Source organism: Antribacter gilvus, from assembly GCF_003946865.1.
Taxonomy (GTDB): Bacteria; Actinomycetota; Actinomycetes; order Actinomycetales; family Cellulomonadaceae; genus Antribacter; species Antribacter gilvus.
The window spans coordinates 49,440-62,013 of sequence record NZ_QXTH01000005.1 but is presented as its reverse complement, the minus strand read 5'-3'; the positions used below and the strand labels follow the sequence as shown (position 1 = coordinate 62,013).

Annotated in this window: 12 protein-coding genes; 8 read left to right on the top strand and 4 right to left on the bottom strand. The window is 72.8% G+C overall.

From position 1 onward, the window contains the following. Positions 1–52 precede the first annotated feature (52 nt). The 5 genes from D1350_RS09975 to D1350_RS24425 all read left to right on the top strand — a co-directional run bounded on the left by D1350_RS09975 (position 53) and on the right by D1350_RS24425 (position 5,990). Positions 53–1,000, top strand: a complete 948-nt coding sequence (locus tag D1350_RS09975; protein ID WP_125775857.1) for a hypothetical protein — start codon at positions 53–55, stop codon at positions 998–1,000. 51 nt (positions 1,001–1,051) lie between these two features. Then, positions 1,052–1,726 carry a nucleoside/nucleotide kinase family protein gene (locus tag D1350_RS09970; RefSeq protein ID WP_125775856.1) on the top strand — a complete coding sequence of 225 codons (675 nt, stop codon included), beginning with the start codon at positions 1,052–1,054 and terminating at the stop codon, positions 1,724–1,726. 253 nt (positions 1,727–1,979) lie between these two features. Next, positions 1,980–4,355, top strand: coding sequence for a pectinesterase family protein (locus tag D1350_RS09965; protein ID WP_164545115.1), 2,376 nt, complete (start codon positions 1,980–1,982; stop codon positions 4,353–4,355). Positions 4,356–4,486: 131 nt separating this feature from the next. Then, positions 4,487–4,843, top strand: coding sequence for an iron chaperone (locus D1350_RS09960; RefSeq protein WP_125775854.1), 357 nt, complete (start codon positions 4,487–4,489; stop codon positions 4,841–4,843). Positions 4,844–4,904: 61 nt separating this feature from the next. Beyond that, positions 4,905–5,990: a GNAT family N-acetyltransferase gene (locus D1350_RS24425; RefSeq protein WP_240644019.1), complete on the top strand. Its 1,086-nt coding sequence runs from the start codon at positions 4,905–4,907 to the stop codon at positions 5,988–5,990. Here D1350_RS24425 and D1350_RS09950 read toward each other — a convergent pair. Together D1350_RS09950 and D1350_RS09945 are read right to left on the bottom strand one after the other, a co-directional pair. Beyond that, positions 5,969–7,366, bottom strand: coding sequence for an MFS transporter (locus D1350_RS09950; protein ID WP_125775853.1), 1,398 nt, complete (start codon positions 7,364–7,366; stop codon positions 5,969–5,971). The two genes, D1350_RS24425 and D1350_RS09950, sit on opposite strands and share 22 nt — an antisense overlap. Before the next feature lie 43 nt (positions 7,367–7,409). After that, positions 7,410–8,720 (bottom strand): alpha-hydroxy-acid oxidizing protein, encoded by a 1,311-nt coding sequence (locus D1350_RS09945; RefSeq protein WP_125775852.1) that lies wholly within the window; start codon positions 8,718–8,720, stop codon positions 7,410–7,412. Positions 8,721–8,797: 77 nt separating this feature from the next. Here D1350_RS09945 and D1350_RS09940 point away from each other — a divergent pair, with 77 nt between their 5' ends. Together D1350_RS09940 and D1350_RS09935 are read left to right on the top strand one after the other, a co-directional pair. Next, on the top strand, positions 8,798–9,448 hold the full coding sequence (locus tag D1350_RS09940) for a DedA family protein (RefSeq protein WP_240644018.1): 651 nt from the start codon (positions 8,798–8,800) through the stop codon (positions 9,446–9,448). A 157-nt stretch (positions 9,449–9,605) separates the two neighbouring features. Continuing rightward, the gene (locus D1350_RS09935) at positions 9,606–10,814 is read left to right on the top strand and encodes an MFS transporter (protein WP_206074492.1); all 1,209 of its coding nucleotides are present in this window, start codon (positions 9,606–9,608) and stop codon (positions 10,812–10,814) included. Here the strand turns inward: D1350_RS09935 and D1350_RS09930 are convergent. Both D1350_RS09930 and D1350_RS09925 read right to left on the bottom strand, forming a co-directional pair. Further along, positions 10,780–11,214, bottom strand: a complete 435-nt coding sequence (locus D1350_RS09930; protein ID WP_206074491.1) for a YkvA family protein — start codon at positions 11,212–11,214, stop codon at positions 10,780–10,782. The two genes, D1350_RS09935 and D1350_RS09930, sit on opposite strands and share 35 nt — an antisense overlap. A gap of 73 nt (positions 11,215–11,287) precedes the next feature. Then, complete coding sequence (locus D1350_RS09925) at positions 11,288–11,908, bottom strand: class I SAM-dependent methyltransferase (protein ID WP_125775851.1); 621 nt, start codon at positions 11,906–11,908, stop codon at positions 11,288–11,290. Between the two features lie 80 nt (positions 11,909–11,988). On the opposite strand from D1350_RS09925, the gene D1350_RS09920 reads away from it, so the two are divergent. Continuing rightward, positions 11,989–12,519: a DinB family protein gene (locus D1350_RS09920; RefSeq protein ID WP_125775850.1), complete on the top strand. Its 531-nt coding sequence runs from the start codon at positions 11,989–11,991 to the stop codon at positions 12,517–12,519. Positions 12,520–12,574 lie beyond the last annotated feature (55 nt).

Below are 12,574 nucleotides of genomic sequence, written 5' to 3'. Positions count from 1 at the left end.
CAGATTCAGCAACGGCGCCCCAGGGGGTCCGGCAAGCAGGCAGTCTCGTCGCATGAGCACCCGGACCGACGTTGTGATCGCCCGCGAGACGAACCGCGACGCCCTGCTGCGCGCACTGAACGCGGGCGAGCTCGAGCGCATCCGGCGCGGGGTGTATCGCGCGCCGCTGGCCCCGGGCGCTGATCGATCCGCAAAGGCCCGGGACGCCTACGCCCGGGCGATCGACCGAGCGCGGGGGCTGCACCGTCAGCTCCGCGCCGAGCACCGGTTCAGCCACGAGACGGCAGCCCTGCTGCTCGGCGCGCCGCTCTGGCGACCCCCGGTGCGCACCCATGTGATCCAGGGGTACCGCCCGTCCTCGCGCGCGGCCCGGGACGTCGCTCGGCACGTGACGGACGTCCCGTCGGCCGACCAGGTCGAGGCGGGTGGGCTGCCTGTGACCTCGCTCGCCCGGACGGTCGTCGACTGTGCGATGACCCTGCACCCGCTCGAAGCCCTCGTCGTCGCGGACTGGGCCATGGAGAACGGCCTCGACCTGGGACGCGCCAGAGCCCTGCTGGCCCAGCACGGCGAGGCGAACGGGATCCGGAGGGCGGCACTGGTCCTGGACCTGACCGCCTGCGGAGCGCAGTCGGTGTGGGAGACCTGGCTCCGCTACGTCCTTCTGCGTGCTGGTTTCCCCCCGCCTCAGACGCAGGCGCCCGTCCAGACACGGCTCGGCCTGTTCCACGTCGACATGGGCTGGAAGGAGTGGCGCGTCGGCGTCGAGTTCGACGGTCAGGTCAAGTACACCGACGGAGCCTTCGGCGCGGGACACGACGGCAGACAGGCCTTGATCGACGAGAAGAGGCGCGGCGATGCCGTTCGGGAGCGGTGGACGATCGTGCGCGTCACCGCCTACGACCGGCCCGACGACGTCGTCGCACGGGTCGCGCGACACCTGCCTGCCGGAGTTCGCGAGAGCCTGCGGGTGAACCCCTTGCTCCCCCCGCCGAGCTGAGCTCGGTCCCATGGATCGGGTCCGTGTGCGCGCGTCTGGGACGATGACCGGGTGCCGCACCTGCTCGAGACGCTCGCCCGGGACGTTCCCCACCTCGGACGACGGGTGCTCGTCGCCGTCGACGGCGTGGACGGGAGCGGCAAGACCCGGTTCGCCGCCGGTCTCGCGCAGCAGCTGACCGACCTCGACCGGCAGGTCGTCGTCGTGCACGCCGACGACTTCCTCAACCCGCGCACCGTCCGGTACCGGCTCGGCCGCGAGTCGCCCGAGGGGTTCTACCGGGACTCGGTCGACCGTGCGTCCCTCATCCGGTTCGTCCTGGACCCGCTCGGGTCCGGCGGCGACGGACGGTTCCGGCGCCGGGGGTTCGACCATCTGCGGGACGCGCCGGTCGACGATCCGGACGAGGTCGCTCCCGGCCAGGCGGTCGTGATCGTCGAAGGCATGTTCCTCCACCGGGACGAGCTGCGCGGGCGGTGGGACTGGTCCCTCTTCCTCGACGTGCCGTTCCAGGAGACCGCCCGCCGCATGTCCGTCCGGGACGGGTCGTCGCCGGACCCGGAGCACCCCTCGATGCGGCGCTACGTGCAGGGCCAGCGCCTCTACCTCACGGAGTGCGCGCCGTGGGCCCGGGCGACGCATGTGGTGGACAACACGGACGTCGAGGCGCCGGTGCTCGTCGCGCCCGGACGGCCCACCACGGGAACACGGCCGCGGCGACCTTGACAGCGAAACGCCACCGGTTCCCGCGGCCGGGCTGCGCACATTGCTTCGGCACTTCGTCGTCGGATCGGCACTTCGAAGTGCCGATCCGACGACGAAGTGCCGAAGTCATGTGCGCGCTCACCCACGGACGAAAGTCGGTAAGCGCAGTCCACTGTCTCGGCCCTTACCCCTTGTGCCGGGACCGCCCCTGTGCTTGGGTGTGAGAAACCGGTTTCCCGCCGGGGTTCAACGGAGAGCCGACCCGGAGGTCGCAATGCACGTTCCACGCTCCACCCCTTCTCCCAGCACAGTCCCGCCCACCGGGACCGGGCCGGGCCCCCGCTCCTGGACGGGTCACCGCGCCGTCCGCGGAGCCGTCGTCGCCGCGGCTGCCGCCGGGCTGACGATCGCCGCCCTGGCGGTCCCGCCGGCCATGGCCGGCGACTCTCACGACCACGACGGCAACCATGACCACGGCGCCGCCCTCGAGCGCCTCGCACGGCAGACCATCCCGGCCGGGGACGGCTGGGGCTCTGCGGGCGCGGGCACCACCGGCGGCTCGGCCGCGAGCGCCGTCGTGACGGTGCGGACGTGGCCGGAACTGAAGGCTGCGGTGACGGGGAACGACCCGAAGATCGTGGTGGTGGACGGGCGGATCGACGCGAACACGGATGCGGCGGGTGCTCCGCTGGGCTGTGAGGCGTTCGCGCAGGAGGGGTACTCGCTGGAGCAGTACCTGGCGACGTACGACCCGGCGGTGTGGGGCACGGACACGGTGCCGAGCGGGCCGGTGGAGGATGCGCGGCGGGCGTCGCAGCGGGCGCACGCGGCGCACGTGACGGCGCGGGTGGGGTCGAACACGACGCTGATCGGTGCGCCGGGCGCGCAGGTCGCGGGGGCGGCGCTGCAGCTCGTCGGGGTGCAGAACGTGATCGTGCGGGGCTTGACGCTGGTCGATGCGCACGACTGCTTCCCGGCGTGGGACCCGACGGACGGGGCGGCGGGGGCGTGGAACTCGGAGTACGACCTGGTGACGGTGCGGGAGAGCACGAACCTGTGGATCGACCACAACGACCTGGGGGACGGCGACAACCTGGACTCGGCACAGCCGCTGTACTTCGGGCGTCCGTACCAGGTGCACGACGGTCTGCTGGACATCACGAACGGTTCGGACCTGGTGACGGTGTCGTACAACCGGTTGCACGACCATGACAAGTCGATGCTGGTGGGGTCGAGCGACTCACGGATCACGGACCGGGGGAAGCTGCGGATCACGATGCACCACAACGAGTTCCGGAACCTGGGGCAGCGGGTGCCGCGGGTGCGGTTCGGGCAGGTGGACGTCTACAACAACCATTACGTGCAGGACGCGGGCTCGGGCATCGGGTACGGGTACTCGTGGGGGGTGGGCAAGGAGTCGCACCTGCTGGCGGAGGCGAACGCGTTCTCGGTGCCGGAGGGTTTCGCGCTGGACCGGGTGGTGGGGCGGTACAACGGGACGGCGATGACGGAGACCGGCAATGCGGTGAACGGCGTGGTGACGGACCTGCTGGGGCAGTACAACGCGACGCACGACCCGGACGTCGTCCAGGTCCCGTCGTGGGAGGGTGTGCTGCGGCGCACCGTGCACCCGGTGGCGGCGGTGCCGCGCGTGGTGGGGCAGCTCGCGGGTCCGCAGGGGCTGGGTGCGCGGGAGCGCATCGTGGTGGCCGCGGACGGTTCGGGGGATGCGACGACGGCGCAGGGTGCGGTGGACCTGGCGCCGTCGGGCACGGTGGAGCGGGTGGAGATCCGGTTCGAGCCGGGGACGTATGCGGGCCGGGTGGTGGTGGACCGTGCGCGGACGGACCTGTCGTTCGTGGGTGCCACGGGCGATCCGGCGGACGTGGTGATCACCGACGACCGGGCGGCGGGGACGCCGCGTCCCGAGGGCGGGACGTGGGGTACGACGGGCAGCGCGAGCGTGACGGTGGCGGGGGCGGGGTTCGAGGCGCGGGCGGTGACGTTCGAGAACGCGTTCGACGAGGCGGCGCACCCGGAGATCAGGAACCGGCAGGCGGTGGCGGTGAAGACGACGGCGGACCGGGTGGTGTTCCACCGGGTGCGGTTCCTGGGCAACCAGGACACGTTGTACCTGGACTCGCCGTCGGCGACGACCCCGGCGCGGGTGTACGTGCGCGACAGCTGGATCGAGGGTGATGTGGACTTCGTGTTCGGGCGGGCGACCGCGGTCATCGAGGGCTGCACGATCAAGGCGCTGCGCCGGGCGAGCGACCCGTCGGGGTATGTGTTCGCGCCGAGCACGTCGCGGGGGTTCGCGCACGGGTTCCTGGTGACGGGCTCGCGGTTCGTGTCGAACGCGGGGCCGGGCAGCTACTACCTGGGGCGTCCGTGGCACCCGAGCAGCGCGCCGGACAACGACCCGCGGGTGGTGGTCCGCAGCTCGTGGATCGGCGACTTCCTGAAGGCGGACCCGTGGACGACGATGTCGGGTTACGACTGGTCGGCGGGGAGCAACGCGGAGTACCGGAACTGGGGTCCCGGGGCCGTGGTGAACGCGGACCGGCCGCAGCTGACGCGATCGCAGGCGGCGGACCACGAGGTGGCCGACTACCTCGCGGGCGACGACGGCTGGTCGCCGCAGCACTGACGGCACGCGACAAGGCCCGGCGACCTCGGTCGCCGGGCCTTGTCGCGTGCGCGACCCGGCCCCGTCGCGTCGTCGCCGCCTCGCCGCGTCGTCGGGCAGCGTCGTCGGGCCGCGCGGAGCACGATGGCCTCATGGGTGACTTCAGCGACTACATCGCGACGCTCGACGGCGCGGAGCGCGACGCCGTGGAGCGCGTCCGCGCCCGGGCCGTCGAGCTCGTCCCGGAGGCCGAGGAGGGCATGAGCTACGGCATGGCCGCGCTGCGCTACCGCGGCAGCCCGCTGGTCTCCGCCCGGGTGACGGCCCACCACATCGGCCTGTACCCGTTCAGCCCGCAGGCCGTCGAGGTCGTCGCACCGGACCTGGAGGGCTGGTCTCTGGCCAAGGGCACGGTCCGCTTCACGCCGGACCACCCCTTGCCCGACGGCGTCCTGGACCGCCTGGTCCTGCTCCGCCGCGACGAGATCGACGCGATGCGGGCCGGCTGAGCCGAGCCGAGCCGCTGAGCCGTGGCCGGACGTGCTGAGCAGGACCGATATCGTCCAGGACATGTCGACGCCCTCCCGCCCCGGCTCCCCGGTCCACGTCCGCTACACGAAGTGGGACGGTTCCCCGCACTGGGAGAGCGACGCCGTCTACCTCGGCAGGGACGAGCACGGTGTCTGGCTCGGGCAGCCGGCCGGGACCCGCTCGTCGCGCCCGGGGGCGGCGTTCACGGGCGTGTGGGACAGCGTCGCCGTGTTCCCGGAGGCGGGCTGGACCGCAACGTTCAACGCCTGGCACCCCACCGGTACCCGCATCTACGTGGACCTCACGGGGACGCCCCGCTGGTCGGCCACCGGGTCCGGCCCCGAGGGGACGGCGCACGAGGTCACCATGCCCGACCTGGACCTCGACGTCATCGCGAAGACCACCCTGCCCGCCTTCATCGACGACGAGGACGAGTTCGCCGAGCACCAGGTCCGGTACGGGTACCCGCCCGAGGTGGTCGCCCAGGTGCGGCACGACGCCGACACGCTCCTGGAGCAGGTCCGCGACGGAAGGGCCCCGTTCGACGGCGCGACCGCCCGCCGCTGGCTCGACCGGCTCGCCGCCCTCGAGCACCCGGTCCCCGGGCTGCGGGAGGCGCAGGAGCGCGCCGGCGGCCTGGTCCTGCGCGAGCTCACCCTCGCCGACGAGGACGCCGCCCGCACGGCGCACGCCGAGCTCGACGGCTGGCCGTTCCTCTTCCTGGACGACGACGAGACCTGGGCCGAGCACGTGGCGGACCTCGCCCGCGAGCGCCGTGGCGCCGAGCTCCCGCGGGTGCCGCACGCGTTCCTCGTGGCGGAGGCCGACGGCGAGCTGGTGGGGCGCCTGTCGGTGCGGTTCGCGCTGACGGAGAGGCTGGCCGTCGTCGGCGGGCACGTCGGGTACGGGGTGCGCCCGGCGTTCCGGGGCCGCGGTCACGGGACGGCGCTGCTGCGTGCGGGCCTGGCGGTGCTCGCGGCGCTCCGGGTCGAGCGCGCCCTCGTGACGTGCGACGACGACAACGTCGCCTCGGCACGGGTGATCGAGCGGTGCGGGGGCGAGCTGGAGTCGGTGGTCACGCACGAGGGGGCGCGCAAGCGCCGCTACTGGGTCCCGACGGCCTGAGGCTGCTCCTTCACCAGCCGGAGCAGGATGTAGCCGAGGAGGACGACGGCGAGGATCGCGACCGTGCCCCAGATCGTCGCACCGGTGAGATCGATGACGATGGCCCACAGGAGCGGGGTCAGGAACGACGCGGCGCGGCCGGTCGTGGCGTAGAGGCCGAAGACCTCGGACTCGCGGCCCGCCGGCGTGACCCTGCTCAGGAAGGAGCGTGAGGCGGCCTGCGCGGGACCCACGAAGAGGCACAGGAAGAGGCCTGCGACCCAGAAGACGACTGCGCCGAGCGGGTGGAACACCAGGACGACCGTGCCTGCCACGAGGAGGCCGACGAGCGAGACGCTGATGACTCGCTTGCTGCCGAAACGGTCGTCGAACCATCCGGCGCCGAAGGACGCGAGGCCGGCGACCAGAAGGGCCACGAGGCCGAAGTTGTTCTTGCCCGAGTCGGAGAACCCGAACGACTGCACGGCGATGACGGCCCCGAACTGGAACACTCCGGTGAGCCCGTCGCGGTAGACGGCGCTCGCGACGAGGAACCACAGGGTGGGGCGTGCGTGCCGCCACAGCTCCTTGACGTCGCGAGCGAGCACGACGTAGCCGCGGAAGAAGCCGACACGCTCGGCGCCTGCTCTGGGGGGCACGGCCGGGACGTGGACGAAGATGGGCCACGCGAACACGACCGTCCAGATCCCGCAGCCCACAGCGATCACCCGGAACGCGAACCCGTTGCTGGTGTCCATGCCGAACCACTCGAACGAGGTCACCACCACGACGAGCAGGAGGGCGACGATCCCGCCGAGGTAGCCCATCGCCCAGCCGAGTCCTGAGACCTTGCCGACGGTCTTCGGCGTTGCTACCTGCACGATCATCGCGTTGTAGTTGACGCCCGCGATCTCCTGGATGACCTGCATCAGGCCGATCATGATGGCGCCGTACCAGAAGTACCTCGGGTCCGCCTCGACGAAGAACAGCGCGAACTGCGACAGCGCGAGCAGAGCGGTGGTCCCCGCCAGCCACGCCTTGCGGGTGCCGTTGACGTCCGCACGCTGGCCCAGCACGGGGGCGAGCAGTGCGACGACGATGCCGGCCAGCGCGGTCGCGTACCCGTAGTTGCTGGCCAGCCCGGCGAGTGCGCGGTCGTACGTCGGGTCGCCCTGACCGAGCGCGGCGACCTCCGGGGCGAGGAACGCGTCGGACGTCAGGTAGGACGCCACGAACACGAAGGTGATGAGCACCGTGTTCAGCGGCTGGGTCGCCCAGTCCCACAGCACCCAGGCCGCTGTCCGCCGCCGCGGCACGGCCCTGCCCTCCTGCAGCTGTAGCCCCGTCAGGGGAAGGGGACTCGGCTCCGTCGCCGAGGTGGACGTCGATTCGCTCATGCGCGCAAGCATGCCGCCTGCAGGTGAACGCTGGGTAGCGATCTCACCCTGCCAGGTTGTGCCGCCCGATCTCGCGGCTGTTACGGACCCCTGCGAGCGCCATCGTGATGTCGAGCTCGGCGAGCACGTGCTCGGTGACGGCACGGACACCGTCCGCACCGGCGAGCGCCAGCCCGTAGACCCAGGGCCGACCGAGGAGCACCGCGTCGGCGCCGAGGGCCAGGGCGGTGAAGACGTCGGCACCGGTGCGGATGCCGGAGTCGAAGAGGACGGGACCCCTGCCCGCGATGGCTGCGACGATCGCGGGCAGCGTGTCGAGGGAGGCGACGGCGTTGTCCAGCTGGCGCCCTCCGTGATTGGACACGATGACGCCGGTCGCACCGTGGTCGAGCGCGGCACGTGCGTCGTCGGGGTGCTGGACTCCCTTGACGAGGATGGGGAGACGGGTGCGCTCACTCAGCCTCTCGAGGTCGGCCCAGGTCAGGGTGGAACGGGAGAACACGTCGAGGAACGTCTCGACGGCGGCGCGCGGCAGAGGCGACCGCAGGTTCTTCCACGTCGGTCCGGGGTGGTGGCGGGCCATGGAGGCGAGCGCACTCAAAGCCGCCAGGGTGGGCCGCCGGCCCGACCCCGTGACGGCCCGGCCCTGCTGCGGGGTCGAGCACCGGCGCTCCACCATCGCCAGGAAGACCGGGTCGGTCAGGTACTGCGCCATCCCCTCTGCCCGCGCGAACGGAAGGTACCCGAGGTCCAGGTCGCGGGTTCGCCAGCCGAGGAGGTGCGTGTCGGTCGTGACGACGAGCGCCTCCGCGCCGCAGGCCTCGGCCCGAGCGACGAACGAGTCCACCAGGTCGTCCGAGGAGGACCAGTAGAGCTGGAACCATCGGGGGCTGTCGCCGAGCGCTGCCGCCGTGGCCTCCATCGGTGTGGAGGCCTGCGACGAGATCACGACGGGGAGGCCGAGGTCCCGGGCCGCGCGCGCCAGCGCCGGCTCGGCAGCGTCGGGACCGCCGCGGCGCCCGCGGCGGTGCTGGACCGCGAGCTCGAGCGCCCCTACCGGGCCGAAGACGACCGGCGCCGGGAGCTCTCGCCCGAGGAGCGTCGTCGTCAACGAACGCTCTCCGACGTCCACGAGCTGGCGGGGTACGACCGGATACTTCCGGAATGCCGCAGTGTTGGCCTCGACCGTGCGCTGCATCCCTGCGCCGCCCGCGACGTAGGACCAGCCCTGCGGTGTCATGACCCGCCGGGCCGCCTGCTCGAGCCGGTCCCCCGAGGTGGGGACGACGGGCCTGCGGCCGTACACGCCCTCCGAGTAGATCTTCGACTGCACAGCCCTGCTGACGTTGCGCACGCCTGGATCCTGCCACGCACACGGGGCGGCACACGAGGTCGCGGGTCCAGGACCTCGAGCCTGGGAAGATGGCCTGCATGACCACCCTCCCGCCGGTCCTCGTCCCGCTCGCCGTGCGCGACGACGTCGCGGGCTGGCTCGACGTCGTGGGCCCGGTCGCGTTCTACCTGATCGTCTGGGGGCTCGTGTTCGCCGGGACCGCGCTGTTCGTCGGCGTGGTGGTCCCGTTCCTGACGGGCGACTCCCTCCTCTTCGGCGCCGGGCTCGTGGCGGGGAGCACGGACTCCGTCAACATCTGGGTGCTGACGATCGGCGTGGGCCTGGCCGCCGTGGCCGGAGACCAGGTGGGGTTCGTCCTCGGCCGCCGGTACGGACGTCCCTACCTCGCGCGACGGGGTGGCCGCTGGGTGCAGGGCGCCGTGGCCCGCACCGAGCGGTTCTACACGCTCTTCGGCTGGTGGTCCGTCGTCATCGGCCGGTACGTGCCCTGGGCGCGGGTCTTCGTCCCACCAGTCGCCGGGGTCGCCGGCATGGCGTACCTCCGCTTCCTCACGGCGAACGTCTTCGGGGCGCTGACCTGGGGCGTGCTGATCACCGTCGTGGGCTACCTCGCAGCGACCGACCCCGCCGTCCGGCCGGTCGCGTACGGCGTCGCGCTGGCCGTCGTCGCCGCCTCCGTCGTGGCCGGCGTGCGCGCCTGGCGCCAGGACCGCGCGAACCCCACGTAGGTCGCCTCCCGCCCGACGGTCGACCTCGCGGGCGACGCGGGTGGTGGTCCCGCGGCCCTGGCGAGCCGCCGTATATTGACACGGCGCTCGCCCCGGGCAACAGCTTGGAAGGGTGAGCGCGGGCGGCGCCCGCCCACCACCTGCGAGAGGACCTCCCGTGACCGTTCCGCCCCCGGCCGTGGTGCGCCGAGCCGCGCTCCTGGCCGCGACCGTCTTCCTCGTCACCCTGTGCCTGAGGCCGGCGATCACCGCGGTGGGTCCCGTGCTCCCGCGGATCGGCGCCGACGAAGGGCTCGGCGAGGGCGCGATGGGTCTCCTGGGGGCGCTGCCGCTCCTCGCCTTCGCGGTCATGTCCCCGCTCGTGCACAAGCTCTCCGCCCGGGTCGGCGCGGAGCGTGCCGTGCTGGGGGCGCTCGTCGTGCTGGCGGCCGCCACGCTCGCCCGCTCGTACACCGGGCCGGCCGGCCTCTGGATCGGCACCGCCGTGATCGGCTGCGCCATCGCCGTGGGCAACGTGCTCGTGCCCGCGATCGTCAAGCGCGACTACGCCGCCAACGTGTCCCGCGCCACCGGCGTGTACTCCGCGTTCCTCGCCGGCGCGGCGGGCGTCGCGAGCGCCGTGTCCGTGCCGATCGCCGACCAGGCCGGCTGGCGCCCCGCCCTGGCGGTGTGGGCGGTCCTCGCCGTGGTGGTCGCCGCGGCGTGGCTCCCCCGCACCCTCGCCGCCGGGCCGCCGCCCACCGCCGTCGCCGCCGACTCGGGGCCGACCGTCTGGCGCCGCCCCATGGCCTGGTGGCTCACCGCGTTCATGGGCCTGCAGTCCACCACGTTCTACTTCATGGTCACGTGGCTGCCGTCGGTCGAGGCGTCCGTGGGCGTCGACGACCGGGCCGCCGGCCTCCACATGCTCCTCTACCAGGTGGTCAGCATCGTCTCGGGACTGCTGGTCCCGCTCATCATGCGCGGCCGGAACCAGGTGGTGGCCGGTGTGGTCGCGAGCATCCCCATGCTCGCCGCAGCCCTGGGACTCCTCCTCGCCCCAGGGCCGGTGCTCGTCTGGGTCACGCTCGCAGGCCTCGGGTCGGGCGCGTCCCTCGTCGTGGCCCTGTCTCTCCTCAGCCTGCGCGGGCGTTCGCAGGCGGAGACCACGCGGCTCTCCGGCATGGCGCAGTCCGTGGGCTACCTGGCCGCCGCCGTGGGACCCGTCGTCGCCGGGCACCTCGTCGAGCGCACGGGCACATGGTCGGCGGCCCTCACCCTCCTGGCCGCGATCGCCGGGACGCAGGTGCTCGTCGCCGTCGTGGCCGGGCGCGTGCCCGGTCAGCGCCCGGTCACCGACCGGACTCCGGCGCCTTCCGCCCCATGAAGCCCTCGTTCAGCGGAGCGTCGTCGGGCAGGAGGGGGTCCACCTCGGCCGCCCGGACCCCCAGCTTCTGCATCATCGCCCGGGCCCGCCGCAGGTGGCGCACGCGCAGGTGGGTGATGACTGCCATCAGCGCCCACACCAGCACCGCCGCGTCGTCGACGAAGCCGCCCGGCAGCGCGTCCGGGATCACGTCGATGGGCAGCCCGAGGTAGGCGAGCGCGCCGAGCAGCTTCAGCCGCACCCCCTGCGGCGTCTGCGGGTCGATGGCCAGGTAGTACGCCAGCAGAGCCTTCTCGAGCAGCTCCCGCCCGATCTTCCGGGAGAGGCCCCTGATCACGCCCATCGCCCTCGTGGGCTCGATCGGCGGCGGAAGCGGGTGGGGTGAGGCAGAGGTGGGCACGTGGTGCTCCTTCGTCGCAGGTACGGCCTCACCGTAGCGAGGATGACTGACACGACGACGCGTGCGCGCCGCCTCACGCCGGCTTCAACGCGTGGACCCGCTCGACGGTGCCCAGCTTGAGCCGCTCCGACTCCACGACCTGGAGCCCGGCCGCCTCCACGAGCGGCAGCTGGCGACGCGTGAAGTGCTCCCCCGCCGTCCGGATCGTGAACCGCTCGAACCACCGCTGCGCCGCCAGGAACCACCGCCGGTCGCTGCCCACGTGGTCCAGGAGCAGCAGCCGCCCGCCCGGCACGAGCACGCGCGCCATCTCCCCGACGGCGACGTCCGGCCGCGGGATGCTGCACAACGACAGCGCACAGACCACCGTGTCGAAGGCCGCGTCCGGGAAGGGCAGCGCCTCGGCGTCGGACACCCGCAGGTCCGCCGCCCGGCCCAGGTCCTCCGCCCGGCGCCGCGCCACCTGGAGCATCGCCGGGCTGAGGTCGATCCCCGTCACCGCCGTGTCCTGCGGGTAGAACGGCAGGTTGCGGCCGGTGCCGATCGCCACCTCGAGGACCCGGCCCCGGGCCCGGGACCCGAGCCACTCGCGCCCGCCCGCGAACGCGACGCGCTCGAGCAGGCCCATCTGCCCGTCGTAGCTCCCGGCCACGGCGTCCCACACCTCGCGCTGCCGTTCTGTCGGGTCGGTCATCGGTCCTCCAGGGGACGGGTCACGGTTCCAGCGGACAAAGGCCGACGAGGCCCGGACCATGATCGCCTACCGTGTCCCGCATGACCACGATCGCCAGGACCGATCCGCCCTACGTCGCCGACGAGCTCACGATGCTCCGCTCGTTCGTGGACCACTACCGCGGGACCCTGCGCCGCCAGTGCGAGGGCCTCACCGCCGAGCAGCTGAGCACGCCGCTCGCGCCGTCGGTCATGACGCTCGGCGGCATGCTGACGCACCTCGCGTGGGTGGAGCAGTTCTGGTTCGGCGAGATCCTCCTCGGCAGGGCCGCCGCCGAGCCCTGGGCGTCGGCCCCCTGGTCCGACGACACGGACTGGGACTGGCACCACGCCCGCAGCCTCACGCCGCAGGAGACCGACGACCTGTTCGTCGCCGCCGTGGAGCAGTCCGACCGCGACCTGGCGGCGGCGCTCGCGACCGGCGACGGGCTCGACGCGACGTCGGTCCGGGAGCGGCACGGCTCGACGGTGAGCCTCCGGTGGATCCTGGTCCACCTGGTCGAGGAGTACTCCCGCCACGCCGGCCACGCCGACCTCCTTCGCGAGTCGCTCGACGGCGCTACCGCCCTCTGAGCGCTGAAGGCCGGTTCTCTAGGTCTATAAAACGTTGCATATTAAACGTTTTAGG

What these genes read in the sequence shown, in the direction of transcription:
- D1350_RS09940 (WP_240644018.1), top strand. Translation starts at nt 8,798, where the DNA reads ATGACCACCCTCCCGCCGGTCCTCGTCCCGCTCGCCGTGCGCGACGAC.
- D1350_RS09920 (WP_125775850.1), top strand. Translation starts at nt 11,989, where the DNA reads ATGACCACGATCGCCAGGACCGATCCGCCCTACGTCGCCGACGAGCTC.
- D1350_RS09965 (WP_164545115.1), top strand. Translation starts at nt 1,980, where the DNA reads ATGCACGTTCCACGCTCCACCCCTTCTCCCAGCACAGTCCCGCCCACC.
- D1350_RS09925 (WP_125775851.1), bottom strand. Translation starts at nt 11,908, where the DNA reads ATGACCGACCCGACAGAACGGCAGCGCGAGGTGTGGGACGCCGTGGCC.
- D1350_RS24425 (WP_240644019.1), top strand. Translation starts at nt 4,905, where the DNA reads ATGTCGACGCCCTCCCGCCCCGGCTCCCCGGTCCACGTCCGCTACACG.
- D1350_RS09950 (WP_125775853.1), bottom strand. Translation starts at nt 7,366, where the DNA reads ATGAGCGAATCGACGTCCACCTCGGCGACGGAGCCGAGTCCCCTTCCC.
- D1350_RS09960 (WP_125775854.1), top strand. Translation starts at nt 4,487, where the DNA reads ATGGGTGACTTCAGCGACTACATCGCGACGCTCGACGGCGCGGAGCGC.
- D1350_RS09975 (WP_125775857.1), top strand. Translation starts at nt 53, where the DNA reads ATGAGCACCCGGACCGACGTTGTGATCGCCCGCGAGACGAACCGCGAC.